Origin of the sequence: Mycobacterium sp. GA-0227b, from assembly GCF_001499855.1 — a bacterium.
Taxonomy (GTDB): Bacteria; Actinomycetota; Actinomycetes; order Mycobacteriales; family Mycobacteriaceae; genus Mycobacterium.
In genome coordinates this window covers 82966-108567 of the sequence record NZ_LQIK01000029.1, presented here as the reverse complement: position 1 = coordinate 108567, position 25602 = coordinate 82966, and the positions used below count along the sequence as shown (strand labels likewise).

At 67.1% G+C, this 25602-nt stretch carries 28 protein-coding genes; 24 read left to right on the top strand and 4 right to left on the bottom strand.

What is annotated here, in order from left to right; translation table 11 throughout:
* Window positions 1-126: 126 nt before the first annotated feature.
* The gene (locus AU185_RS16365; protein ID WP_059101032.1) at window positions 127-1503 is read left to right on the top strand and encodes an FAD-dependent oxidoreductase; all 1377 of its coding nucleotides are present in this window, start codon (window positions 127-129) and stop codon (window positions 1501-1503) included.
* Between the two features lie 56 nt (window positions 1504-1559).
* On the opposite strand, the gene AU185_RS16360 is transcribed toward AU185_RS16365, so the two are convergent.
* Window positions 1560-1919, bottom strand: a complete 360-nt coding sequence (locus AU185_RS16360) for a hypothetical protein (protein WP_059101033.1) — start codon at window positions 1917-1919, stop codon at window positions 1560-1562.
* A 23-nt stretch (window positions 1920-1942) separates the two neighbouring features.
* Between AU185_RS16360 and hisN the strand changes: the two genes are divergently transcribed.
* The 3 genes from hisN (at window position 1943) to AU185_RS16345 (ending at window position 5460) form a co-directional block, all read left to right on the top strand.
* Entirely contained in the window at window positions 1943-2716 is a 774-nt protein-coding gene (hisN, locus tag AU185_RS16355) for a histidinol-phosphatase (RefSeq protein ID WP_059101034.1), read from the top strand.
* A 114-nt stretch (window positions 2717-2830) separates the two neighbouring features.
* Window positions 2831-4222, top strand: a complete 1392-nt coding sequence (locus tag AU185_RS16350) for an acyl-CoA dehydrogenase family protein (protein ID WP_059101035.1) — start codon at window positions 2831-2833, stop codon at window positions 4220-4222.
* Between the two features lie 23 nt (window positions 4223-4245).
* Entirely contained in the window at window positions 4246-5460 is a 1215-nt protein-coding gene (locus tag AU185_RS16345; protein WP_059101036.1) for an acyl-CoA dehydrogenase family protein, read from the top strand.
* Between the two features lie 196 nt (window positions 5461-5656).
* On the opposite strand, the gene AU185_RS16340 is transcribed toward AU185_RS16345, so the two are convergent.
* A complete protein-coding gene (locus tag AU185_RS16340; RefSeq protein WP_059101037.1) occupies window positions 5657-6655 on the bottom strand; it encodes an acrylyl-CoA reductase family protein in 999 nt (332 codons plus the stop codon).
* A gap of 98 nt (window positions 6656-6753) precedes the next feature.
* Complete coding sequence (locus AU185_RS16335; protein WP_059101038.1) at window positions 6754-7731, bottom strand: esterase family protein; 978 nt, start codon at window positions 7729-7731, stop codon at window positions 6754-6756.
* 308 nt (window positions 7732-8039) lie between these two features.
* Here AU185_RS16335 and AU185_RS16330 point away from each other — a divergent pair, with 308 nt between their 5' ends.
* The 11 genes from AU185_RS16330 to AU185_RS16280 all read left to right on the top strand — a co-directional run bounded on the left by AU185_RS16330 (window position 8040) and on the right by AU185_RS16280 (window position 18093).
* Complete coding sequence (locus AU185_RS16330; protein WP_059101039.1) at window positions 8040-8597, top strand: TetR/AcrR family transcriptional regulator; 558 nt, start codon at window positions 8040-8042, stop codon at window positions 8595-8597.
* 38 nt (window positions 8598-8635) lie between these two features.
* Window positions 8636-9808 (top strand): acyl-CoA dehydrogenase family protein, encoded by a 1173-nt coding sequence (locus tag AU185_RS16325; protein WP_059101040.1) that lies wholly within the window; start codon window positions 8636-8638, stop codon window positions 9806-9808.
* Between the two features lie 13 nt (window positions 9809-9821).
* The gene (locus AU185_RS16320; protein ID WP_059101041.1) at window positions 9822-10211 is read left to right on the top strand and encodes a nitroreductase/quinone reductase family protein; all 390 of its coding nucleotides are present in this window, start codon (window positions 9822-9824) and stop codon (window positions 10209-10211) included.
* A gap of 179 nt (window positions 10212-10390) precedes the next feature.
* A complete protein-coding gene (locus tag AU185_RS16315) occupies window positions 10391-11512 on the top strand; it encodes a homogentisate 1,2-dioxygenase (RefSeq protein ID WP_059101042.1) in 1122 nt (373 codons plus the stop codon).
* Between the two features lies 1 nt (window position 11513).
* Window positions 11514-12740: an alpha/beta hydrolase family protein gene (locus AU185_RS16310; RefSeq protein WP_059101043.1), complete on the top strand. Its 1227-nt coding sequence runs from the start codon at window positions 11514-11516 to the stop codon at window positions 12738-12740.
* Entirely contained in the window at window positions 12737-13942 is a 1206-nt protein-coding gene (locus AU185_RS16305) for a CaiB/BaiF CoA transferase family protein (protein WP_059101044.1), read from the top strand. Before AU185_RS16310 ends, AU185_RS16305 begins: the two co-directional genes overlap by 4 nt.
* The gene (locus AU185_RS16300; protein ID WP_156425548.1) at window positions 13939-14850 is read left to right on the top strand and encodes a hydroxymethylglutaryl-CoA lyase; all 912 of its coding nucleotides are present in this window, start codon (window positions 13939-13941) and stop codon (window positions 14848-14850) included. Before AU185_RS16305 ends, AU185_RS16300 begins: the two co-directional genes overlap by 4 nt.
* Window position 14851: 1 nt before the next feature.
* On the top strand, window positions 14852-15463 hold the full coding sequence (locus AU185_RS16295) for a TetR/AcrR family transcriptional regulator (RefSeq protein ID WP_172800333.1): 612 nt from the start codon (window positions 14852-14854) through the stop codon (window positions 15461-15463).
* 82 nt (window positions 15464-15545) lie between these two features.
* Complete coding sequence (locus AU185_RS16290) at window positions 15546-16784, top strand: acyl-CoA dehydrogenase family protein (protein ID WP_059101047.1); 1239 nt, start codon at window positions 15546-15548, stop codon at window positions 16782-16784.
* Window positions 16781-17743 carry a phosphotransferase family protein gene (locus AU185_RS16285; RefSeq protein ID WP_059101048.1) on the top strand — a complete coding sequence of 321 codons (963 nt, stop codon included), beginning with the start codon at window positions 16781-16783 and terminating at the stop codon, window positions 17741-17743. Before AU185_RS16290 ends, AU185_RS16285 begins: the two co-directional genes overlap by 4 nt.
* Window positions 17701-18093: a DUF6285 domain-containing protein gene (locus AU185_RS16280; RefSeq protein ID WP_059101049.1), complete on the top strand. Its 393-nt coding sequence runs from the start codon at window positions 17701-17703 to the stop codon at window positions 18091-18093. Before AU185_RS16285 ends, AU185_RS16280 begins: the two co-directional genes overlap by 43 nt.
* A 55-nt stretch (window positions 18094-18148) precedes the next feature.
* Here the strand turns inward: AU185_RS16280 and AU185_RS16275 are convergent, their stop codons facing one another.
* Window positions 18149-18775, bottom strand: coding sequence for a class I SAM-dependent methyltransferase (locus tag AU185_RS16275; RefSeq protein WP_059101050.1), 627 nt, complete (start codon window positions 18773-18775; stop codon window positions 18149-18151).
* A gap of 47 nt (window positions 18776-18822) precedes the next feature.
* Between AU185_RS16275 and AU185_RS16270 the strand changes: the two genes are divergently transcribed.
* From AU185_RS16270 to nuoF, 9 genes are all read left to right on the top strand, one after another.
* Window positions 18823-19218, top strand: coding sequence for a nuclear transport factor 2 family protein (locus AU185_RS16270; RefSeq protein WP_059101051.1), 396 nt, complete (start codon window positions 18823-18825; stop codon window positions 19216-19218).
* A 9-nt stretch (window positions 19219-19227) separates the two neighbouring features.
* Window positions 19228-19761, top strand: a complete 534-nt coding sequence (locus tag AU185_RS16265; RefSeq protein ID WP_059101052.1) for a YceI family protein — start codon at window positions 19228-19230, stop codon at window positions 19759-19761.
* A 15-nt stretch (window positions 19762-19776) separates the two neighbouring features.
* The gene (locus AU185_RS16260; RefSeq protein WP_059101053.1) at window positions 19777-20178 is read left to right on the top strand and encodes an Rv3143 family two-component system response regulator; all 402 of its coding nucleotides are present in this window, start codon (window positions 19777-19779) and stop codon (window positions 20176-20178) included.
* A 166-nt stretch (window positions 20179-20344) separates the two neighbouring features.
* Window positions 20345-20719 (top strand): NADH-quinone oxidoreductase subunit A, encoded by a 375-nt coding sequence (locus tag AU185_RS16255; protein WP_059101054.1) that lies wholly within the window; start codon window positions 20345-20347, stop codon window positions 20717-20719.
* Window positions 20710-21264 carry a NuoB/complex I 20 kDa subunit family protein gene (locus AU185_RS16250; protein WP_059101055.1) on the top strand — a complete coding sequence of 185 codons (555 nt, stop codon included), beginning with the start codon at window positions 20710-20712 and terminating at the stop codon, window positions 21262-21264. Before AU185_RS16255 ends, AU185_RS16250 begins: the two co-directional genes overlap by 10 nt.
* Window positions 21261-21965 carry an NADH-quinone oxidoreductase subunit C gene (locus AU185_RS16245; protein ID WP_059101056.1) on the top strand — a complete coding sequence of 235 codons (705 nt, stop codon included), beginning with the start codon at window positions 21261-21263 and terminating at the stop codon, window positions 21963-21965. The genes AU185_RS16250 and AU185_RS16245 overlap by 4 nt, the downstream gene beginning before the upstream one ends.
* Window positions 21965-23323: an NADH dehydrogenase (quinone) subunit D gene (gene nuoD, locus AU185_RS16240; protein WP_059101057.1), complete on the top strand. Its 1359-nt coding sequence runs from the start codon at window positions 21965-21967 to the stop codon at window positions 23321-23323. Before AU185_RS16245 ends, nuoD begins: the two co-directional genes overlap by 1 nt.
* The gene (gene nuoE, locus AU185_RS16235) at window positions 23323-24198 is read left to right on the top strand and encodes an NADH-quinone oxidoreductase subunit NuoE (RefSeq protein ID WP_059101058.1); all 876 of its coding nucleotides are present in this window, start codon (window positions 23323-23325) and stop codon (window positions 24196-24198) included. The genes nuoD and nuoE overlap by 1 nt, the downstream gene beginning before the upstream one ends.
* Window positions 24195-25511: an NADH-quinone oxidoreductase subunit NuoF gene (gene nuoF, locus AU185_RS16230; protein ID WP_059101059.1), complete on the top strand. Its 1317-nt coding sequence runs from the start codon at window positions 24195-24197 to the stop codon at window positions 25509-25511. The genes nuoE and nuoF overlap by 4 nt, the downstream gene beginning before the upstream one ends.
* Window positions 25512-25602: the final 91 nt, after the last annotated feature.

The following is a 25602-nucleotide window of genomic DNA, read 5'->3' as shown; positions in this document are numbered from 1 at the left end:
TTCTCACGACTGGCGGCACGGAACCGATCGAGCGTTCTAGCATCGGGTGGGTAACCAGCCCGGTCCAGCGCGACAGCCCCTCTGCGCGAGGCCGGGCAGCGACAGAAAGCTCGGACAAAGGTATTCATGCGCCCATATCACGTGGCGATCGTCGGCTCAGGACCCTCGGGTTACTTTGCCGCGGCGTCGTTGTTGAAGTTCGCCGACTCTACCGACGACACCGACCGGAAAAGAGACGTACGCGTCGACATGCTGGAGATGTTGCCCACCCCGTGGGGGCTGGTGCGCTCCGGCGTTGCCCCCGACCACCCCAAGATCAAGTCGATCAGCGCCCAGTTCGACAAGACCGCGATGGACCCGCGGTTCAGGTTCTTCGGCAACATCGCGGTCGGTGAGCACGTGCAGGCCGCGGAACTGGCCGAGCGCTACGACGCGGTGGTCTACGCCGTCGGCGCGCAGTCCGACCGGTCACTGGGCATCCCCGGCGAGGACCTGCCGGGCAGCGTCGCCGCCGTGGACTTCGTCGGCTGGTACAACGCCCATCCCCACTTCGAGGAGATCACGCCGGACATCTCGAGCGGTCGGGCCGTCGTGATCGGCAACGGCAACGTGGCGCTCGACGTCGCGCGAATTCTGGTCACCGACCCCGATGTGCTGGCTGCGACGGACATCGCCGACCACGCGCTGCGATCACTGCACGACCGAGGCGTGGAGGAAGTGCTCGTCATCGGCAGGCGCGGCCCGCTGCAGGCGCCGTTCACCACGCTTGAACTGCGGGAGCTCGGCCAGCTCGAAGGCCTCGGCGACGTAGACGTGATCGTCGATCCGGCGGACTTCGCCGACATCACCGACGAGGACCTCGAAGCGGCAGGCAAGACCGTGCGCAACAACATCAAGGTGTTGCGGGGTTACGCCGAACAGACGCCGAAGAACGCGAAGCGTCGCATCGTGTTCCGGTTCCGCACGTCCCCGATCGAGATCAAGGGCGACGGCCGCGTGGAATCCATCGTGTTGGGCCGCAACGAGCTGGTCGACGACAACGGCCGCATCGTCGCCAAGGACACCGGTGAGCGCGAGGAGGTGCCCGCCCAGCTCGTGGTTCGCGCCGTCGGGTATCGAGGCGTACCGACGCCGGGGCTTCCGTTCAACGAGCGCAACGGCACGATCCCGCACACCAGAGGCCGTATCGACGGCAGCCGCAACGAGTACGTCGTCGGCTGGATCAAGCGTGGTCCGACCGGTGTCATCGGCAGCAACAAGAGCGACTCGCAGGAGACCGTCGACACGCTGATCGAGGATCTGTCCGGGGCGCAGTTGTCCGACTTCGACGCCGAGCATTCCCAGCGGCTGGCGGAGTGGCTGGTCGAGCGGCAACCGAAGGTCGTCACCGATGACCATTGGAAGCTGATCGACGAGTACGAGCGGTCAGCAGGAGAACCGCACGGCAGGCCACGGGTGAAGTTGACGAGCGTGGCGGAGATGCTGCGGATCGGGCACGGCTGACGACGAAGGCGGCGTAGGTCAACACCCCTCGACGGTCAACGACCCTCGACGCAATCTCAGGAATAGGGCGTGGGCGGCGGGGCCGGTGGCGGGGTTTCGGGCGACGCGAATCGCCAGTTGTCCGGGTTCTTCGGCGAGTAGACCACGGGGAACAGCTGGCCCATCGTCGGCCAGTCGTCGACGTCGACCTCGAGCCGCTGGTACACCACATGTTCGTTGACCGTCGGACCGTTGATGACGCCGGTGATCGTCGCGTACTGCGGTCCGGTGACGTCCGTGGGCCGCGGGCTGACCCCGGTCACCAGCAGTTGCCCCGACGGCCAGTCGGGTGGAGCGCCGCGGCGCCGCATCAGCAGCGGTCGGGCCAGCAGCACCAGTGCACCGACCAGCAGCAGTATCACCGCGAATTCCCACACACCGACATGGTAGGACGGCAGGCATGAGTCCCGAGGATCTGACGCTGGCACTGGCGTTGGCAGACGAAGCGGATGCGCAGACCATCGCCCGCTTCGGCGCGGTGGACCTCGTCGTCGAAACCAAACCGGATCTGACGCCTGCCACCGACGCCGACCTCGAAGTCGAATCGATGATCCGCCGGCGGCTGAGCCAGGCCCGCCCGGACGATTCCGTGTTCGGCGAGGAGTTCGGCGGCGCCGCTCAGTTCGTCGGCAGGCAGTGGGTCGTCGACCCCATCGACGGGACCAAGAACTTCGTCCGCGGAGTGCCGGTATGGGCCACGCTGATCGCGCTGCTGCAGGACGGCGTGCCGATGCTGGGCGTCGTGAGCGCGCCCGCGCTGCAGCGACGTTGGTGGGCGCTGGCAGGGCAGGGCGCGTTTTCCCGAGTGACCGGGCAGCCGGAGCGACGGCTGAGCGTTTCGAAGGTCGACGATCTGGGGTCCGCGAGCCTGACGTTCTCCAGCCTCTCCGGTTGGGCCGAGCGCGGCATCCGGGACCGGTTCATCGCATTGACCGACGACGTGTGGCGGGTGCGCGGTTACGGCGACTTCTACAACTACTGCCTCGTCGCCGAGGGCGCCGTCGACATCGCGGTGGAACCCGAGGTGTCGACGTGGGACCTGGCACCGCTCGACGTCCTGGTGCGCGAGGCCGGCGGCCGGTTCACCAACCTCGCGGGCGAGCCCGGCCCGCACGGCGGCAGCGCGGTGGCGACCAACGGTCTGTTGCACGACACTGTGCTGGATCGCCTGTAGATCCGCAGCACCGTGTGAATTGCACAACAACTTACTCGCCGGTCAGTTCGCATACCTTACTCTGGAGTCAGTTCGACGAGTTCGGACGTCCCAACCCAAAGCGAGGCAGTCGAAATGACCAACACCCTGCCGTCGAAAAACGGATCGAAACCGAAGCGAAGCGGTAAAGAAAGCGCAGTCGGGCTGAAGCGGCACAAGCGCAGCGCGACCGACCTGGGGCTGGCTCTGGTCACGCCGCTGGTCGGCCAGGAGTTTTTGGATCGCTACAACCTGCGCGATCCCCTCAACCGCGGGCTGAAGTATGGCGTCAAGCAGGTGTTCTCGGTCGCCGGCGCCGCCAGCCGCCAATTCAAGCGCGTCTCGGGCAGCCAGGCGGGTCCGACGCGGCTGAAAAAGAGCGGCTCGGACTACTTCGACCTGACCCCCGACGACGAGCAGAAGATGATCGTCGACACGGTCAGCGAGTTCGCCGAGGAGGCCATCCGTCCGGCCGCGCATCAAGCCGACGAAACCGCCGACTACCCCGAGGATCTGGTCGCCAAGGCTTCCGAACTCGGTATCACCGCGATCAACGTGCCCGAGGACTTCGAAGGTATCGCGGCGCACCGGGCGGCGGTGACCAACGTGCTGGTCGCCGAGGCGCTGGCCTACGGCGACATGGGACTGGCGCTGCCGATCCTGGCCCCCGCGGGGGTCGCGTCGGCGCTGACACATTGGGGCAGCGCCGATCAGCAAGCCACATATCTGAAGGAGTTCGCGGGCGAGAACGTGCCGCAGTCCTGTGTGGCGATCGCCGAACCGCGCCCGCTGTTCGATCCGACGGCGTTGAAGACGACGGCCGTGCGCACTCCCAGCGGCTACCGCATCGACGGGGTCAAGTCCCTGGTACCGGCCGCCGCGAACGCTGAATTGTTCATCGTCGCAGCGCAACTCAACGGTAAGCCGGCGCTCTTCATCGTCGAGTCGTCGTCAAAAGGGTTGAGCGTCACACCCGATCCCGGCATGGGCATCCGCGCGGCGGCGATCGGTCAGGTCACGCTCGACGGTGTGACCGTGCCGCTGTCGGCGCGACTGGGCGAAGCGGGCGCCACCGATGAGGATTACTCGGAGGCGGTCGCGCTCTCGCGGCTGGGCTGGGCGGCACTGGCCGTCGGCACCTCGCACGCGGTGCTCGACTATGTCGTGCCATACGTGAAGGAACGGCGCGCTTTCGGCGAGCCGATCGCGCACCGTCAGGCGGTGGCGTTCATGTGCGCCAACATGGCGATCGAATTCGACGGCCTGCGGTTGATTACCTGGCGCGGGGCTTCGCGCGCGGACCAGGGGCTGCCGTTCACCCGCGAAGCGGCGCTGGCCAAACGGCTCGGCACCGACAAAGGCATGCAGATCGGCCTCGACGGTGTGCAACTGCTCGGCGGCCACGGCTACACCAAGGAACACCCCGTCGAACGCTGGTACCGCGATCTGCGCGCGATCGGTATCGCCGAGGGCGTCGTCGTTATCTAGGCCTTACAAGCGAAAGACGAATCATGGCAATCAATTTGGAACTACCGCGCAAACTCGAGGCGGTCATCGAGAAGGCGCATCAGGGCGCCGCGGAGATGCTGCGACCGATATCCCGCAAGTGGGACCTGCGCGAGCACGAGTACCCGGTGGAGCTCGAGACCCTGGCCACGCTGTTCGAAGGGATCTCGGAGGCAAAGGCTTTCGCGTTTGCCGGCGCCGAGGCCTTCGCGGGCGGCGACGAACCCAAAGACGTCAACCACAACGGCGCCAACATGTCCGCGGTGCTCAACGTGATGGAGATCAGCTGGGGCGACGTCGCGTTGATGTTGTCGGTGCCTCGGCAGGGGTTGGGCAACGCCGCGATCTCCAGCGTCGCCACCAAAGAGCAACTGGAGCGGCTCGGCAAAGACGTCTGGGCCGCGATGGCGATCACCGAACCCGACTTCGGGTCCGACTCGGCGGCCGTGTCGACCACGGCCAAGCTCGACGGCGACGAGTACGTCATCAACGGCGAGAAGATCTTCGTCACCGCCGGCTCCCGGGCCACTCACATCGTGGTCTGGGCGACACTCGACAAGTCCCTGGGGCGAGCAGCGATCAAGTCGTTCATCGTGCCGCGCGAACACCCGGGCGTCACCGTCGAGCGTCTCGAGGACAAGCTGGGCATCAAGGCTTCCGACACCGCGGTGATCCGGTTCGACCATGTGCGGATTCCCAAGGAGAACCTGCTCGGCAGTCCGGAGATCCACGTGGACAAGGGTTTTGCCGGGGTCATGGAGACCTTCGACAACACTCGTCCCGTGGTCGCCGCGATGGCCGTCGGTATCGCCCGCGCCGCGCTCGAGGAACTCCGCAAGATCCTCACCGAGGCGGGCATCGAGATCTCCTACGACAAGCCGTCGCACGCGCAGAGCGCACCGGCCGCGGAGTTCCTGCGGATGGAATCCGATTGGGAGGCAGCGTATCTGCTGATGGTGCGCTCGGCGTGGCAGGCCGACAACGACATCCCGAACTCCAAGGAAGCGTCGATGGGCAAGGCGAAGGCCGGCCGGGTGGCCAGCGACATCACGCTCAAGGCGGTCGAATTGGCGGGCACCGTCGGCTATTCCGAAGTCACCCTGCTCGAGAAGTGGGCCCGCGACAGCAAGATCCTCGACATCTTCGAGGGCACCCAGCAGATCCAGCTGCTGGTGGTGGCGCGCCGCCTGCTCGGATTGTCGTCGGCGGAGTTGAAGTAGGACTGGGCGCCGCCGCCGCCACCGCCGCACCGCCGCCACCGCCGCAGCGCCGCCACCGCACTCCCGCCACCGCCGCACCATCGTTTGTGAATCTGACGACGTAAATCGCCGAAAAACGTCGCCAGATTCACAAACGATGGCGGAGCTAGGACGTATGGCGGCGCTACGACGTATGGCGGCGCTAGGACGTAGCGCGTCAGAACCCGTCGTGCACCACCACACGGGTGCGGCCGATGACGCCGCCGCCGATGATGGCGCGCAAAGTGTGCGGCGTCTCGAGCACCGAGATGTCGGTCGTGATATCGGCGAGGTGCTTGGGTTTGAGCTCGCCTTCGAGCTGCTTCCAAATCTCGCGGCGGAGCTCGATCGCGAGCTGCACCGAGTCGATGCCCGCCAGCGTTATGCCGCGCAGGATGAACGGCATGACCGTCGTCGGCAGATCGGCAGATCGGGCCAGCCCCGAAATCGCCGCGATCCCACCGTAATTCAGTGTGCTCAATGCGTACGCGAGGGTGTCGCCGCCGACGCTGTCCAAGACCGCCGCCCACTTGGACTTGCCGAGCGGACGGACCTTCTCCCCCGCCTCGGGTAAGCGTCCGATCACCTCGGTGGCGCCGAGGCCCATGAGATAGTCGTGCGCCTCCTCCTTGCCGGTCGAGGCGACCACCTCGTAGCCGAGGCCGGCCAACAGGTCGACGCTGGTGCTGCCGACGCCGCCGGTACCCCCGGTGACCAGTACCGGCCCGTCCTGTGGGCGTACGCCGTGAGCGCGGATGGCGTTGACGCTCATAGCCGCCGTGAAGCCGGCAGTTCCGATCGCGGCGGCGTCGGCCGTCGTCAGCCCGTCGATCTTGACCAGGTAATCGGCCGGGTACCGGGCGGTGTCGGCGTAGCCGCCGTGCCTGCCGGTCCCGATGTCGTAGCCGTGCGCGAACACCCGGTCCCCGACCGCGAATTCCGGCGACGAGGACGCCGCGACGGTGCCGGCCACGTCGATACCCGGGATCAACGGATACGACCGGGCGACACCGCCTTTCGGTGTGACAGCCAGCGCGTCCTTGTAGTTGACGCCCGAGTACTCGACCGAGATCGTCACGTCTCCCTCGGGTAGGTACCTATCGTCGACGATTTCGTGGCCGAGAGTGATCTCGCCCTCGGCGTCCTGGTGTGCGACCAAGGCGTTGACTGCGCTCATCTGCCTCATTGTTCACCTGGGCCCACGCGCGAGCCGGGGAATGCAAAAGTCCCCGGCCACCCCTGGCGTTCGGGGTGTCCGGGGACCTTGCGACGTGCCTACGAGCCCAGGTGCGAGATCAGGTCGGGCTTCATCTCCTGCAACTGCGCACCCCAGTACCCCCAGCTGTGCGTGCCGTACGGCGGGAAGTTGAACACTCCGTTGTTGCCGCCCGCGGCGATGTAGTTGTCCCGGAACGTGATGTTCGTGCGGATCGTCAGGCCCTCGAGGAACTCGGCGGGCAGGTTCGCGCCGCCGAGTTCGTTCGGCGTGCCGTTACCGCAGTACACCCAGAGCCGGGTGCCGTTCGCCACGATCTGCGGGATCTGGACCATCGGATCGTTGCGCTTCCACGCGCTGTTCGGGTCTTCGGTCCTGCCCCACATGTCGTTGGCCTTGAAACCGCCGGCGTCGCCCATCGCCATGTTGATGAGGAACGGCCACTGGCCCTCAGAGGGGTTGAGGAAGGCCGACAGCGCCCCGGCGTAGATGAACTGGTCGGGGTGGTAAACCGACAGGATGATTGCGGAGTTGCCGGACATCGACAGGCCCACCGCGGCGTTGCCGGTGGTGGACACGCCCCTGTTGGCGGAGAGCCACTGCGGCAGCTCGCTGGTCAGGAACGTTTCCCACTTGTAGGTCTGGCATCCGGCCTTGCCGCAGGCGGGCGCATACCAGTCGGAGTAGAAGCTGGACTGCCCGCCCACGGGCAGAACCAGCGACAGCGGCGTCTCGTAGAACCACTCGAACGCCTGGGTTTCGAGGTCCCAGCCGTTGAAGTCCTCACGGGCGCGCAGGCCGTCGAGCAGGTACACGGCCTTGGAGCCGGTGCCCTTCTGGAACTGCACCTTGATGTCGCGGCCCATCGACGGCGACGGCACCATCAGGTACTCGACCGGCAGGCCGGGCCGGGAGAACGCCCCAGCGGTGGCTGACTGGCCGGTCAGGCTCACCACGCCGGGCAGCAGGGCCGCCGCGATGGCAGCCACCGCGAAGCGCCGCGCCCACGGGCCACGAATCTTGTCAATCAAGCTCATTCTGCAATTCCATCCATCTTCCGGTTGCCGCTTACGAGGCTCTTCCGTCCGCGATCGAGCGATCGCCATCGACACGCAGCAACTGTTTCACTGCGCTGTCATGCCCGCTCGGCTGAGCCCGGGGCCGCCGAACGGACCGAGAAAATTTCAGTTGTCGCGTGTGCAGTAAAACATGATGATCAGCACTGAAGAAAGCCAAGGGGGTGCCGCGCGCCGCTTTGTGGGCGCGATCCGCTATTGACGGAGCCGTCCGCCAGGCGTCCGTTTCGAGGTTCGGCGGCCCGCAGGATGCCCGTAGGCTGCCGGTCATGGCAACGGCCCGCACGCCGCGACTGTCGGCCGAGGATTGGATCCAGGCCGGCTATGCGATCCTCGCCGAGGAAGGGATCAAGGCGCTCAAGCTGGAGTCGCTGTGCTCGCGCGTCGGGGCCACCAAAGGCAGCTTTTACTGGCACTTCACCGATATGGCCGGCTACCGGGCCGCGCTGATCCGGGCGTGGGGCGAGTTGCGCGACGACGATCGCCGACATTTCGCCACGCTGACCGACCTGCCGCCGCGACAGCGGTTGTCGCAAATGATGTCGGCCTTGGTCGACGCCAGGCATTGGACGCTGGAACGCGCGATGCGGGAGTGGGCCCGAACCGACGCCGACGTGGCCGCGGGCGTGCGCGCGTCGGATACGCGAGTGCTCGAGGCCGTGCGACAGGCGTTCATCGATCACGGGTTCGACGTCGAGGAGGCCGACTTGCGCGCCAACGCGACGTTCGCGGCGGGCATCGGCTTCCTGCACCTGTCCGTTTCGACGGTCAGCGCGAAGGTCGCGGCGCGTCGGGAACGCTTCCTGGACATCATGCTCACCGGCTGACCCCGATCCATACAAAAAAGTATGGTAACGTCCGCCGTATGACAGCCGCCTCGGCCACCGCTCTGATCGACGCCGAGTTCGTCGGCCGCCTCGCCGACCGGGCCCCGGAGGCCGAACGACTGCGCATGCTGCCGTCGGCGACGGTCGACGAGCTCGTCGCGTCGGGCCTCACCGATCTGCTGGTGCCGGCGCGCTACGGCGGCCGGCAGGCGCCGCTTCCGGCGATCCTCGATCCGGTCCGTCGGATGGCGCACGGCTGTGCGTCCAGCGCGTGGACCATCGGCTTCTACATCCTGCACAACTGGATGCTGGCGCTGTTCGACGAGCGGGCCCAGGAGGAGGCCTTCGCAAGCCGACCTTTTCTCGCGCCCGCTCCCCTGGCCCCGACGGGCCGAGGGGTGCCCGTCGACGGCGGGATCAGGCTCACGGGCCGGTGGTCGTGGGCCACCGGCGTCATGCACGGGAACTGGATCATCGTCGGCGCGCTGTGCGGCCCCGAGGACGACCTTGCCGCGATCTACCCCGCGCTTGCGCTGCTGCCGATCGAGGACGCCGTCATCGACGACGTCTGGCACACCGACGGCATGCGGGCCACCGGTTCGAACGACGTGGTGATCACCGACGCCTTCGTCCCCGAGCACCGCCTTATGCGGGTCGCCGACATCTACACCGGCACCGCACCCGGTGCCGCCCTGCACGACGACGACACGTATCGCTGGCCGATGGTGCCCGCGCTGGCGCTGCTGGCGGCCATGCCGGCGCTGGGCAGCGCCGAACGCGTCACGCAGGTTTACGCCGAACGCCTCTCGGAGCGCGTCCTGGCGTACGAGGGCATCCCCCAGAAGGACAAGCCGATCGCCCAGGCCCGCCTCGGCGAGGCCGAGGTGCGGCTGCGGGCATTGCGCGGCTTGCTGGCCGACACGGTCGGTGAGCTCGAAACCATTGTCGCGGCGGGCGATTCGGTACCGCGACCGGTGCGGGGCGCGGCGCGTCTGGCGGCGGCACACATCGTGCACGAGTCACGCGAGGTCATCGGGCTGTTGCTCGAGGCGTCGGGGGCCAGCGTCCACTTCGTCGACAACCCGCTTCAGCGGATCAAGCGCGACGTCGACGTGTTGGCCGGCCATGTCGTCTTCGACTACGACACCAGCCGGGAACTCGCCGGAGCACTGAAGTTGGGTATCAAGGTGTCGCGGACCGCGATGGTGTGACCAAGGGGGAATCATGGCCGAAGAGCTACGCGACCGGATCACGAAACTGTTCCAGAAGAACGTCGCGAACCGGTTCACGAAAATGATGCCGTTCCAGACGCTGCTCGAAACGACGGGACGCAAATCGGGCGAACCGCGTCGCACACCGCTGGGCGGGAGCCGGGTGGGCAACGAGTTCTGGTTCGTCTCCGAGTTCGGCGACAGTTCTCAGTACATCCGCAACATCAAGGCGAACCCGAACGTGCGGGTGCGGCTGAACGGGCGCTGGCACAGCGGCGTTGCGCACCTGCTGCCCGACGACGACCCGCACGAGCGCCTGCGCCTGCTGCCGCAGTTCAACAGCTTCGGCGTGCGCACCTTCGGGACGAATCTGCTCACTGTGCGCGTCGACCTGACGGACTGAAGCAATCAAGCGCGCCACCGCCCCCGGCGGGCACGTCATGAACGACAACCTCTGCACGCAGGACGCGATCCGCGACATCTACGACCGGCTGTTCCGCGCGGCAGGGATGGCTATTGCGGACGGCTGGAGATAAAAGTAACGTTAGTTTTACTTCGGCCTCGACCGCACCGGGAGACATCATGGAATCGTTTGTTCACCTGCGCAAAGGCCGCACGCCCAAACGGCTGCACGCCGACCTGGACGGCCTGAAAGACGACGAACTGGGCCGCGGCGGGTTCGTCGGTCGCACCGCGAACATCTACCGCCGCCACGACCCCACGGCGTACCGCGCGTCGGGTCCGCTTCGCCCGGTCGACGTGATGACCAGCGAGCTGAAACCGAGCGACGCCACCGACGCCTGCGGCACGCCGCTGCTGCTCTTCAGCAATCAGGACTGCCGGATCTCGCTGAGTCGGCGCAGCGAGCAGATGCCGTTCTTCGTCCGGCACGTCGACGGTGACCTGCTGTCGTTCGTCCACCGGGGCGCGGGCCTGCTCGAGACGGAGTTCGGACCGTTGCGCTACCGCGAGGGCGACTGGGTGTACGTGCCGAAGGCGACGACGTGGCGGCAGATCCCCGACAGCGAGACGACCCTGGTGATGATCGAGGCCGGCGACGAATTCCGCGTCCCGCCGCCCGGGCCGCTCGGCAGGCATTTTCCGTTCGATCCCGCGCAGGTCACCGTTCCCGAACCGGCGCCGATCGACACCGGCGACGGCCCGCAGCACGATGGCGAGTACGAGGTCCGCCTCGTGCATGAGGGCGGACCGACATCGCTGTTCTACCAACACAATCCGATGGACGTCGAGGGGTGGCGCGGCGACAACTTCCCGTTCACCTTCAACATCGACGACTACAACGTCATCGCCAGCGAGAGCGTGCACCTGCCGCCTACCGTGCACCTGTTCATGCAGGCGACCGGCGTGGCGGTGATGAACTTCCTGCCCCGGCCCGCCGAAACCGTGCCGGGCACCGAGCGTCCGCCGTGGTATCACCGCAACGTCGACTATGACGAGGTCTCGTTCTTCCACGGCGGCGACCTGTTCGGTATTCCCATGCCGCCGGGACTGGTCAGCCACGCCCCGCAGGGGGTGCACCACGGTGCGCCGGAGAAAGCCCGCGAGCGAGCGCGGCGCAAATTCGACGAACAGGACCGCGTCGGTTGGTACGTCATCTCGATCGACACCACCCGGCGACTGACGCCGTCGGCCGAGGTATTGGCAAACGATCTCGGAGCGACATCGAACCGAGGGCAGCACTGAGATGACGCAGACGACCGAGGCGCCGGTGCGCTACGAATACGACCGTATCCCGTATCTCGTTGCCTATCAGAACACTTCGAGTGTGCGCGACGTGTACGGCGGGGTGGCCGAGTTGGTGGTGCTGGAAAGCCACCTGCTTCGACCGAAGGACCCAGAGCCGTCCGCCGCCGGAGCCGCCCCCGCGGCGACATCAGACACCGTGCTGGTGTTCATGCACCCCATCGGTGGCGGCGCGTACCTGCCGATGATGAACGGCCTAGCGCGGGCAGGCCATCACGTCATCTACTGCAACAGCCGCTTCCGCGGGACCGATTCCGCGTTGCTGATGGAGAAGGTGGTCGAGGATCTCGGCGAATGCATCAAGGACGCCAAGAACCGGCTGGGCTACTCGAAGGTGGTGCTGGCCGGGTGGAGCGGCGGCGGTTCGCTGTCGGTGTTCTATCAGCAACAGGCGCAACACCCGACGATCACGGCCAGCCCGTCGGGCGACGGCCCCGACCTGACCAAGTTGGGCCTGATCCCCGCCGACGGCCTGATGCTGCTGGCCGCCCACGTCAGCCGCCACGGCACGATGACCGAGTGGCTGGACGCGTCGATCCTCGACGAGTCCGACCCGTCGAAGCGGGATCCCGAACTCGACCTCTACAACCCGGACAACCCCAACCAACCGCCGTACTCCCCGGAGTTCCTCGACCGCTACCGGCAGGCACAGATCGACCGCAACCGCCGAATCACCAAGTGGGTCAAGGAGAAATTGGCCGAACTGAAGGCGGCGGGCCGACCCGATGACGAGTTCGCGTTCGTCGTGCACGGCACGATGGCCGACCCGCGTTGGCTGGATCCGACCGTCGACCCCAACGAACGCGCCCCGGGAACTTGCTATCTGGGCGATCCTCGAGTGGTGAACAACAGTCCCGTCGGGCTGGCCCGGTTCTGCACGCTGCGCAGTTGGCTGTCGCAATGGAGCTACGACGACGCCAACGGCGACGCGGTGCAATGCGGCCCGGACATCGCGGTGCCGACGCTGGTGATCGGCAACCTCGCCGATGACGCCTGCACGCCGAGCCATACCCGCCGGCTGTTCGAAGCGATCGGGCATCATGACAAGGAGATGCACGAGATTCCGGGCGCGAACCATTACTACGCCGGCGCCAACCAGCGCGACAAGCTGCGCCACGCGGTCGGCGTGGTCACCGACTGGCTGCACAGGCACGGCTTCTCGCTATGACGGTCTCCGGTCCGCTGGACGGCATCCGCGTGATCGAGGTCGGCACGCTGATCTCCGGGCCGTTCGCCGGGCGCCTGCTCGGCGACATGGGCGCCGAGGTGATCAAGGTGGAGCCGCCCGGCGCACCGGACCCGCTGCGCACCTGGGGTCAGGCCGAACTCGACGGGCACCACTTCTTCTGGACGGTGCACGCCCGCAACAAGAAGGCGGTGACGCTGAACCTGCGGACGGATGCCGGCCGGGCGCTGTTCCTCGACCTGGTCGAGCGATCCGACATCATCGTGGAGAACTTCCGGCCCGGCACGCTGGAGAAGTGGAACCTCGGCTATGACGTGCTGCGCGAACACAACCGCGGCATCATCCTGGTGCGCGTCTCCGGCTACGGGCAGACCGGCCCCGAGGCCCACAAGGCGGGCTACGCCTCGGTCGCCGAGGCGGCCAGCGGCCTGCGCCACATGAACGGCTTCCCCGGCGGCCCTCCGCCGCGGCTGGCGCTGTCGCTGGGCGACAGCCTGGCGGGCATGTTCGCCGCCCAGGGCGCGTTGGCTGCGCTCTACCGACGGTCGGTAACCGGCGAGGGCCAGGTCGTCGACGCGGCACTGACCGAATCCTGTTTGGCCGTGCAGGAGTCCACGATCCCGGACTACGACGTCGGCGGTGTGGTGCGCGGCCCGTCGGGCACCCGGCTGGAGGGCATCGCGCCGTCGAACATCTACCGCAGCGCCGACGGCAGTTGGGTGGTGATCGCGGCCAACCAGGACACCGTCTTCCGGCGGTTGTGCGAGGCGATGGGTCGACCGGAGCTGGCCACCGACGACAGGTTCGCCAACCATGTCGCCCGCGGCCGTAACCAGGACGAGCTGGACAAGATCATCGGCGACTGGGCCGCCGACCGCCAGCCCGCCGAGATCATCGAAACGCTCAGCGCCGCAGGCGTGATCGCCGGACCGATCAACACTGTCGCCGAAGTCGTCTCCGACCCGCAGTTCACCTCGCGCGGGATGATCGCCGACCACTTCGACGAGCGGATCGGCCGCAATGTCAAGGGCCCCGGCGTCGTACCGGTACTGTCGGAAACGCCGGGCACCATCCGGTTCGCCGGATCGTCGCGGCCCGGGCAGCACAACGACGAGATCTACCGCGGCCTGCTGGGCAAAAGCGACGCCGAATTCGACGCGCTACGGGCGAAGGGAGTGCTGTGATTCCCGATCATGTCGATATCCGCGACGTCTCGCTGCGCGACGGGCTGCAGATCGAGGAGCCGATTCCGTTGTCGGCCAAGCTCGAACTGCTCGCCGCCGTGGCCGCGACCGGAGTGCGCGAGATGGAGGCGACGGCGTTCGTCTCGCCCTCGAAGGTGCCGGCGCTGGCCGACGCCGCCGAATTGGCGTCGCACCTGCAGCAGTTCCGCGATTCCCACGGCATCGACTTCTCCGCGCTGGTGGCCAGCCCGAACGGCGCCAAACGTGCGATCGCGGCGGGATTGTCGTCGATCGAGTACGTGGTGTCGGCCGCCGACGGCCACAGCCGCGCCAACGTGGGCCGCTCCTCGGCCGAGTCCACCGCGCTGATCGGTGAGATCACCGCGATCGCACACGACAGCGGCGCCACCGTCGAGGTGATCGTCGCGACCGCGTGGGACTGCCCGTTCGACGGGCCGACGCCACATCAGCGGGTGGTCGACGTGATCACCACCGCGCTGGCGAGCGACGTCGACCGGTTGGCGATCGCCGACACGATCGGCACCACCACCCCGCGGCGGGTCACAGAGACTGTCGAGGCTCTGCGCCCGCTCATCGGTGACGTCCCGTTGGGCGCGCACTTCCACAACACCCGCGGCGCCGGGTTGGCCAGCGCATACGCCGCGGTCAACGCCGGCATCACCCGGCTGGACGCCTCGGTGGGCGGCCTCGGCGGATGCCCGTTTGCGCCGGGGGCGAGCGGCAACATCGCCACCGAAGACCTCGTATACCTGTTGCGCGACAGCGGTGTTCACGTTGATGTCGACCTGGCCGCGGCGATCGACGCGGCCGCTGTGGCGCAGCGCCTCGTCGGCCATGACCTACCCAGCTCACTGCTACGCGCGGGCGACCGGATTCTGGGCGATTGAGTTGCCCGCCGAGACGCTCAGCGCCAAGGGCCGCCAGACTCGGGAAGCGATCGAGCAAGCGGCGCGGAAGCTGTTCGCCGAACGCGGATTCCACGGCACGACGCTCAGCGACATCACCTCGGCGGCCGGTAAGTCTCCGGCGGCGTTCTACCGCTACTTCGCCGACAAGGAGGATCTGCTGGCGGCGCTGGCGGAGTCGTTCCTGCACGATATGGTGGCGCCGTCCGGAGCCAGCCTCGAGCTGCCGGGGTCGCCGGACGACGACGCGTTCTTCCGCACGGTGGTCACCGGCTACTGGAACATGTTCAAACAGAACATCGGCATCATGATCGCCGTCGCGCAGCTCGCGGCTACCCAACCTCGATTCGCCGCCGTGCAGAACGAGTTCCGCCGCTTCGGGATGGACATCGTCGCCGCCTCCGTGCGCCGAGCGCAGGAGCAGGGCTACGCGGCCGAACTCAATCCCGAACACACCGCGGCGGCGATCGCTCTGCTGTTCGAGAATTTCACCACGGTCTTCGTCGGGACCTCCGGGCTCGGGCTCGAGATCACCGACGAGGACGCCGTCGTGACGCTGTCGACGATCTGGAAGAAGACGTTGTATGGCTGGTAGTCCGCCCCCGAGCGCACGGTTGGTGTACGCAAAACGCGAGTAGACACGCCGTGCGCTCGGCGAAAGTCTGAAAGGAATCACTGTGGATTTCGCTCTGCCCGACCATCTGCCCGAACTGCTCGCCGAGATGGACGCGTTCATCGAGGCCGAGATCAAGCCGCTCGAACGCGACCACATTCAGTATTTCGACAAGCGCCGCGAACACGCCCGCACCGACTGGGACAACGGCGGCATCCCGCGGCGGGAGTGGGAGGACCTGCTCGGCGAGATGCGTCGACGCGCAGACAAGGCTGGGTGGCTGCGCTACGGTCTGCCGTCACAATTCGGAGGCCGCGACGGCAGCAACATCGACATGGCGGTCATTCGGGAACATTTGGCGCACAAGGGTCTCGGACTGCACAACGATCTGCAGGACGAGTCGTCGATCGTCGGCAACTTCCCGCAGGTCATCATGATGGACCGGTTCGGCACCGACACGCAGAAGGCCGAATGGACCGAGGCGCTGATCACCGGTGACCGGTCGATGGCCTTCGGTCTCACAGAACCCAACCACGGTTCCGACGCCACCTGGCTGGAGACCGTCGCCGTGCGCGACGGTGACGACTGGGTCATCAACGGCGCCAAGCGGTTCAACACCGGCGTGCACCGCGCCACCCACGACTTGGTCTTCGCCCGCACCTCAGGCGAACCCGGGCAGGCCCGCGGCATCACCGCGTTCCTCGTGCCCACCGACGCCCCGGGCTTCACCGTGCCGTACTACTGGTGGACGTTCAACATGCCGACCGACCACGGCGAGGTGGAGCTGAAGGATGTCCGGGTGCCCGCAGACGCGGTGCTCGGCGAGATCGACCGCGGGCTCGAGGTCGGCCAGACCTTCCTGCACGAGAACAGGATCCGCCAGGCCGCCAGCAGCCTCGGCGCGGCACAGTACTGCATCGACCGCGCGGTCGCGTACGCGCGAGAGCGCAGCGTCTTCGGCAAGCCGCTGTCGGTGAACCAGGCCGTTCAGTGGCCGCTGGTCGAACTGCAGACCGAGGCGCAGATGGTCCGGCTGCTGGTGTACTACGCGGCCACCGAGCTGGACCGCAACCACCACATGGAGGTCTCGGACAAGGTGTCGATGGCCAACTACCGCGCCAACCGGTTGGTGTGCGAGGCCGCCGACCGGGCGATGCAGGTGTTCGGCGGGGTGGGCTACAGCCGCCACGAGCCGTTCGAGCACATCTACCGCCACCACCGCCGTTACCGGATCACCGAAGGCGCGGAGGAGATTCAGATCCGGCGGGTCGCGCAGCGGCTGTTCGGGTTCGGGCGCAAGTGAAGGATCGGCTCGAGGCCGTCCTGCGCCCGGTGGTGAGCGACGACGTCGCGATCGAGAACCTGCGGGCACTCACCGGCGGGGCGAGCCGGACGACGTGGGCGTTCGACGCGGTGACGTCGAATGCGGCGCGGGCGTTGATCCTCCGCACCGGCCCGCCCGACGATGTGCACGCGTCGATGGAGCTCGAGGCGCTCGTGCAGCAGCGCGCCGCGGCGGCCGGGGCGCCGGTGCCACACATCCTCGCCGCGGACAACTCCCCTGCCGCGCTGGGCAATCCGTACCTGATCTGCGAGGCCATCGGCGGCGAGACGATCGTCCGCCGAATCCACCGCGCGCTCGACGACACCGGCCGGGAGCGGCTGCTGCACCAGTGCGCGCGGGCGCTGGCCGCCATCCACCGCGCCGACCACGAGGGCGCCGGGCTGTCGGACTCGGATCAGCTCGCCGAGTGGCAAGACCGGCTCGACGAAATGGGCGATACCACCGCCACTTTCGAGTGGGCGTTTCGCTGGCTGGCCGCCCACCGGCCGCCGCCGTCGCGTCAGGTGCTGGTGCACGGCGACTTCCGGATGGGCAACCTGATCGTCGACGATTCCGGCCTCGCGGCCGTCCTCGACTGGGAACTGGTCCATCTCGGCGAGCGGTACGAGGATCTGGCGTGGTTCTGTATCCGGGCATGGCGTTTCGGCGCACCCGAGGAACTCGGCGCCGGCGGGCTCGGCAGCGTCGAAACCTTCCTGTGCGCCTACGAATCCGCGTCGGGTGAGACGCTCGACCGGGACGCGTTCCGATGGTGGCTCACCGTCGCCACGCTGCGCTGGGGCGTGATCTGCCGGTTCCAGGCCGAACGCCACCTGTCCGGGCAGAACGAATCCGTCGAACTCGCCGCGATCGGCCGGCGGGTGAGCGAAACCGAATGGGACGTGCTGGATCTGCTCGAAGGAGGTGGTCCGAGGTGACCTGGTTGTACGGCCGGCCGACCGCGGCGGAGCTCGTCGCCGCCGTAGCCGGCTTCCTCGACAACGATGTGCGCAACGCCACCAGGCCCGACGGCGGGTCCGCCGACGCGGGGCAGGTGAACTTCCACGCCCGGGTGGCCGCCAATGTGCTGCGCATCGTCGAACGCGAGCTACTGGACACCTCGGCCGGTGAAGTCACCGACGCGTTGGCCGGAATCGGTTATCGCGACGAGCCGCAGCTGGCTGCCGCGATTCGCGCCGGCGAACTCGACGGCCGAGCGGCCGACGTGCTGCCCGTCCTGCGCACGATCGTGCGCCACCGGCTCGACGTCAACCACCCCGGCTACTAGCGATTTGTGGAGCCGCAGCGGCGGTGAGCGCCGGTGCGACTCCACAAATCGCGGGTTAGACGCGCCGGACGCGGGCGAGCCAGGCCGGTTCGTCGACCAGCGAGCCGACGGGCATGCCGAACGTCTCGACGTGCGGCTCACCGATGACGCCGCGGTAGGTCGTGCTGTCCACGGCCTCCAGCACCCAGCCGTCGCCGAAGGCGCCGCGGATGTCGGATTCGCTGACCTCCGGGCCGAAACCGTGGCCGCGGTCCGAGAGCGCCAGCACGTGCACCAGTGCATCCGGCCGGCATGCTGCGTGCAGGCTGCGGACGTACCGCGCCCGGTCCGCCTCGTCGAAGATGTGGAACAGCGCGCTGTCGACAATGGTGTCGTAACCCGGGTTTCCGAGGTTCATTGCGTCAGCGACCTCGAAGCGCGCATCGACGCCCTTGGCCGCGGCGTTCCGACGCGCGAAGTCGATCGCCGAGGGCGCGAAGTCCACGCCGACCACGTCGTATCCGAGGCGGGTGAGCATGATCGTGTGCTCGCCGGCGCCGCAGCCGACGTCCAGCACCTTGCCGCGGATCAAGCCCGCCCGTTCCAGTTCGACGACCGCCGGCTGAGGTTCGCCGATCACCCACGGTGCGGTGCCGCTCTTGTAGGCGTCGTCGAATAGCGAGAGAGTAGGTGTCACATCCATGACCGCCAGTGTTCAACCTCAACCAGTCTTGAGGTCAAGGAGGGCCTGTGACCGTTGCCGACGACACCGTCGCCGAGGTGGCGGACCGCCTGTTCGGGGCGATCGAGTCCGGCGACCACGACGCGATCCGCGCGCTGTGGAACGACGACATCGTGGTCTGGAAGGTCGCCGACGGCGACCGCGACAAGGACCGGGCGCTGCGGGTCCTCGACTGGTTCATCGACACCACGACACAGCGCCGCTACGAGATCCTGGACCGTCAACTGTTCGACGGCGGGTTCGTCCAGCAGCACGTCCTGCACGCCACCGGACACAACGGCGGGGTGATCGCGATGCGCGTCGGCATCGTGATCAAGCTGGGCGCCAACGGGCTGATCAGCCGAATCGACGAGTACTTCGACCCGGCGGAGATCGCCCCACTGCTCGAGTCGACCACACAGTGAGGAGATGACATGGCAAGCCTGAGCGAGTTTTTCAGCGATCCGGGCTCGACCGGCACGTGGACCCTCGACCCCGGCCGGTCCACCATCGCGGTCAAGGCCAAGTCGATGTGGGGTCTTGTGCCCGTCAAAGGCAAATTCACCGAATTCAGCGGCGAGGGCCAACTGACCGCTCCGCAAACGGTTTCCGGTCGTATCGACGTCAAGGCCGCGTCGCTGCGCACCGGGATCCGTAGACGCGACACGCACCTGCACTCCGCGGATTTCTTTGAGGCCGAGAAGTTTCCGGTGATCACCGCCGTCATCTCCGGCGCCGACGCGGTCGATGGCGACACCGTCGATCTGCGCGCCGAACTGACCATCAAGGACACGACCAAACCGGTGACGCTGCGAACCAAGGTGACCCCGGTCGGTGACGGCGGGATGCGACTCATCACCAAGGCCGACGTGAACCGGCAGGACTTCGGCGTCGACGGCAATCTGGTGGGCATGATCGGCGACAAGGCGACGATCTCCGGCGACTTGGTGTTCCGCCACGGCGGCTAGCCGTACCATCACCGCATGGTCGAGTCATCGCGTCCGTTGCGGGTCCTCGTCTACAGCGACAACCCCAGGACTCGAGAAGAGGTCCGGCTCGCGCTCGGCAAGCGGGTCCATCCGGATTTGCCCGAGCTGAGCTACTTCGAGGTGGCGACCGGCCCCATGGTCATCCGCCAGATGGACCAGGGTGGGTTCGATCTGGTGATCCTCGACGGCGAAGCCACCCCGACCGGCGGCATGGGAATCGCCAAGCAGCTCAAGGACGAGATCGCGGACTGTCCACCGATCCTGGTGCTGACCGGCCGACCGGATGATGCGTGGCTGGCCCGTTGGTCGCGCGCCGAAGCCGCGGTGCCACACCCGATCGACCCGATCCGACTCGGGGATGCCGTGGCGTCACTTCTGCGCACACCGGTGCAATAGCTAGAAAACACGTAATCGCCTGTCGCACTTGCCTATCGATGGCACGGCGGCATAGCCAGGTGTTGCCTATAGCGATACTAACCAAAAGGTGTGGCACGCATCCCAAAGCCCGCTAGGGTGTGGGTAAGCTCACATCGAACAGCCCACGAGGGAGCGTTTGCTCGGTATGGATTTGTACACGCCAATCCTGGTGCTTGGCGCTATCGCCGCTGCGTTCGCGGTCGGCTCGGTCGCCATTGCTCTGCTGGTCGGCCCGCGACGCTACAACCGGGCCAAGCTCGAGGCCTACGAATGCGGCATCGAGCCGGTGCCGCACGGCGGCCCGGCCGGCCAGCCGACCGGCCAGCGGTTTCCCATCAAGTACTACCTGACCGCGATGTTGTTCATCATCTTCGACATCGAGATCGTGTTCCTCTACCCGTGGGCCGTGGCCTTCGACAATCTGGGGCTGTTTGCGCTGATAGAGATGCTGCTGTTCATGGCAACGGTGTTCGTGGCCTACGCCTATGTGTGGCGGCGGGGAGGTCTGGCATGGGACTAGAGGAGAAACTGCCCGGCGGGATCCTGCTGTCCACCGTGGAGAAGGTGGCGGGCTACATCCGCAAGGGCTCGCTGTGGCCAGCGACATTCGGGCTGGCCTGCTGCGCGATCGAGATGATGGCGACGGCCAGTCCCCGGTTCGACATCTCCCGCTTCGGCATGGAGCGGTTCTCGGCGACACCCCGGCAGGCCGACCTGATGATCGTGGCCGGCCGGGTCAGCCAGAAGATGGCGCCGGTGCTGCGGCAGATCTACGACCAGATGGCCGAGCCGAAATGGGTGCTGGCGATGGGGGTCTGCGCGTCATCGGGCGGCATGTTCAACAACTACGCGATCGTGCAGGGCGTCGATCACGTCGTACCGGTGGACATCTACCTGCCGGGTTGCCCGCCTCGTCCGGAGATGCTGTTGCACGCGATCCTGAAGCTGCACGACAAGATTCAGGAGATGCCGCTCGGCGTGCACCGCGAGGAGGCGATCCGCGAGGCCGAGCAGGCCGCGCTGGCCGTCACCCCGACCATCGAGCTCAAAGGCCTGCTGCGGTGAGCGCGACCAACGGCAACGGCGCTGGTGGCGGTGGAACACCCGAGATCATCGGCGTGCGCCGCGGCATGTTCGGCGCCAAGGGGTCGGGCGACACCTCGGGATACGGCCGGCTGGTGCGGGCGGTGGCGCTGCCAGGCAGTTCGCCGCGGCCCTACGGCGGCTACTTCGACGAGGTCGTCGACCGGCTGGCCGAAGTGCTCGGCGAGGACGGCCCCCACTCCTGGGCGGAGTCGATCGAGCGGGTGGTGGTCTACCGCGACGAACTCACCCTCGAGGTTCAGCGCGAGCAGCTGCCGACGGTGGCTGCGGCGCTGCGCGACGACCCGCAGTTGCGTTTCGAGCTGTGCCTCGGCGTGAGCGGCGTGCACTATCCCGACGACGCCGGACGTGAACTGCACGCGGTCTACCCGCTGATGTCGATCACCCACAACCGGCGGATTCGGGTGGAGGTCGCCGCGCCGGACGCCGACCCGCACATTCCGTCGCTGTTCGCCGTGTATCCCACCACCGACTGGCACGAACGCGAGACCTACGACTTCTTCGGCATCATCTTCGACGGCCATCCCGCGCTGACCCGAATCGAGATGCCGGACGACTGGGTGGGTCACCCCCAGCGCAAGGACTACCCGCTGGGCGGCATCCCGGTGGAGTACCACGGCGCCGAGATTCCTCCGCCCGATCAACGGAGGGCCTACAACTGATGAGCATTTCCCACGTTCCGCCCGCGCAGGGCGGCGCATCGTCGGCGGGTGCGCCCGATGGCGAGACGGTTGTCGTTGTCGGCGGCCAGGATTGGGACCAGGTGGTGCAGGCCGCCAAGGACGCCGCGGCGTCGCACGCCGGCGAACGGATCGTCGTGAACATGGGGCCGCAGCACCCCTCCACTCACGGCGTGCTTCGGCTCATCCTCGAGATCGAGGGCGAGACCATCATTTCGGCCCGCTGTGGAATCGGCTACCTGCACACCGGAATCGAGAAGAACCTCGAGTTCCGCAACTGGACGCAGGGCGTGACGTTCGTTACGCGGATGGACTACCTGTCGCCGTTCTTCAACGAGACGGCCTACTGCCTGGCAGTCGAGAAACTGCTGGGCGTCACCGACGCGATCCCGGAGCGGGCCAGCGTCATCCGCGTGATGATGATGGAACTCAACCGGATCTCCTCGCATCTGGTCGCACTCGCGACCGGCGGCATGGAACTCGGCGCGATGAGCGCGATGTTCTACGGCTTCCGCGAGCGTGAGCTGATCCTGTCGGTGTTCGAAACCGTCACCGGCCTACGGATGAACAGCGCGTACGTCCGGCCGGGCGGCGTCGCCGTCGACCTGCCCGACGAGGCCATCCCGCAGATTCGCGATCTGCTCGAGCTGATGCCGAAGCGGCTCAAGGATCTCGAGGACCTGCTCAACGAGAACTACATCTGGAAGGGCCGCACGGTAGGCATCGGCTACCTCGACCTGACCGGCTGCATGGCGCTGGGGATCACCGGTCCGTGCCTGCGCTCCACCGGGCTGCCGCACGACCTGCGCCGGGCCCAACCTTATTGCGGCTACGAAACATACGACTTCGACGTGATCACCGACGACGGCTGCGACTCCTACGGCCGGTACCTGATCCGGGTGAAGGAGATGCACGAGTCGTTGAAGATCGTCGAGCAGTGCCTGGACCGTCTCAAGCCCGGGCCGGTGATGATCCAGGACAAGAAGCTGGGGTGGCCGGCCGACCTGAAGGTCGGCCCCGATGGGCTGGGCAACTCGAATGAACACATCGCGAAAATCATGGGCCATTCGATGGAGGGGCTGATTCACCACTTCAAACTCGTCACCGAGGGAATCCGCGTGCCTGCCGGTCAGGTGTACGTCGGGATCGAGTCTCCGCGAGGCGAACTCGGCGTGCACATGGTCTCCGACGGCGGCACTCGCCCCTACCGGGTGCACTACCGGGACCCGTCGTTCAACAACCTGCAGGCCGTCGCCGCGATGTGCGAGGGAGGCATGGTCGCCGATGCGATTACCGCAGTGGCCTCGATCGACCCGGTGATGGGGGGCGTGGACCGCTAGTGAGCATTTTTCTCGAGCTCGGCCAGCGACCCGACGAACCCGGCCCGCCCATCCACGGGCCGGCGACGTATCCCGACGACGTCATGGCGCGACTCGCCGCCGACGCGGAGAAGATCATCGCGCGCTACCCGCAGTCCCGTTCGGCGCTGTTGCCGCTGCTGCACCTCGTGCAGTCCGAGGACGGTTGCCTGACCCCGGCCGGAATCGCGTTCTGCGCCAAGCAGTTGGACCTCACCGACGCCGAAGTCACCGCGGTGGCCACCTTTTACTCGATGTACCGGCGCACGCCGACCGGCGACTACCTGGTCGGCGTCTGCACCAACACGCTGTGCGCGATCATGGGCGGCGACGCGATCCTCGAAGCGCTGCAGGACCATCTGGGAGTGCACGCGGGGCAGACGACGCCGTCCGTTGATGGCGGCCCCAGCGTCACGCTCGAGCACGTCGAATGCAACGCGGCATGCGACTACGCGCCGGTGGTGATGGTCAACTGGGAGTTCTTCGACAACCAGACTCCGTCGTCTGCACGCGAACTCGTCGACGGGCTGCGTGCCGGTGACCCTCCGGAACCGACCCGGGGCGCGCCGCTGTGCACCTTCCGCGAAACCGCGCGCACGCTGGCGGGCCTGCCGGATCCGCGCGCGGGCAACGGCAAGCTCGGCGACGCCACCCTCGTGGGTTTGCGGGTGGCCCGCGAACGCGGCATGCAGGCTCCGGAAGCCGCTGCCACGGCGGCGGCGTCGGGCGCACCCGACGACCAGAAGGCAGCGGCGGAAGCCACTCAGAACGCGCCCGCACCCGGCCCGGCAGCTACGGTGCCGCCGAAACCGAATACCACCGAAACCAACCCGGACGCAACGGATTCGCGCGCATGACAGATCTGACCCCTGTGCTCAGCCGGTTCTGGGACGAACCGGAGCCCTGGTCGCTGGACACCTACCGGCGCCACGGCGGATACGGCGCACTCGAGCGGGCACTGAAGATGGATCCCGACGACGTCATCACGCTGGTGAAGGAGTCCGGCCTGCGCGGCCGCGGCGGCGCGGGGTTCCCCACCGGCACGAAGTGGTCGTTCATCCCGCAGGACGACACCGGCGCCGGCGCCAAACCGCACTATTTGGTGATCAACGCCGACGAGTCGGAACCCGGTACGTGCAAAGACATCCCGTTGATGTTGACGACGCCGCACTTCCTCGTGGAGGGCGCGATCATCGCGGCCTACGCGATCCGGGCGCATCACGCCTTCATCTACCTTCGCGGTGAGGTGGTGCCCGTGCTGCGCCGGCTGCACGCCGCGGTCGCCGAGGCCCACGAAGCCGGCTTCCTCGGAAACGACATCCTCGGTTCGGGTTTCGACCTGGAACTGATCGTGCATGCGGGCGCGGGCGCATACATCTGCGGTGAGGAGACTGCGCTGCTGGACTCGTTGGAGGGCCGCCGCGGTCAGCCGCGGCTGCGCCCACCGTTCCCCGCGGTCGCCGGGCTCTACGCCTGCCCCACCGTGGTCAACAATGTCGAGTCGATCGCCAGTGTGCCGCCCATCGTCAGCAACGGCATCGACTGGTTCCGGTCGATGGGCTCGGAGAAGTCGCCGGGCTTCACGCTCTACTCGCTCTCGGGCCACGTCACCAACCCTGGCCAGTATGAGGCGCCGCTCGGCATCACGCTGCGCGAACTGCTGGAGTACGCCGGCGGGGTCCGCGCCGGCCACAAGCTGAAGTTCTGGACGCCGGGCGGTTCGTCCACGCCGCTGCTCACCGACGAACACCTCGACGTGCCATTGGATTACGAGGGTATGGCCGGGGCGGGCACCATGCTGGGCACCAAGGCGCTGCAGATCTTCGACGAGACCACCTGCGTGGTGCGGGCGGTGCGCCGGTGGACGGAGTTCTACGCCCACGAATCGTGCGGGAAGTGCACGCCGTGCCGAGAGGGCACCTACTGGCTGGCGCAGATCTATGAGCGCCTCGAGACCGGGGCCGGCACGGAGGCCGACATCGACAAGTTGCTCGACATCTCCGACAACATCTTCGGAAAGTCGTTCTGCGCGTTGGGCGACGGTGCGGCGTCGCCGATCATTTCGTCGATCAAGTTCTTCCGCGATGAGTACATCGACCATCTTCAAGGCGGGTGCCCGTTCGATCCGCACGCCTCCACGTTGATGGCGACCGAAAAGGCGGGCGTGTGATGACGCTTCATTGCGCGAGCAGACGCGAACTGCCCAGAAACAGGCCGAAAACTGGGCAATTTGCGGCTGCTCGCCAGAGGAGGGGGGTGGC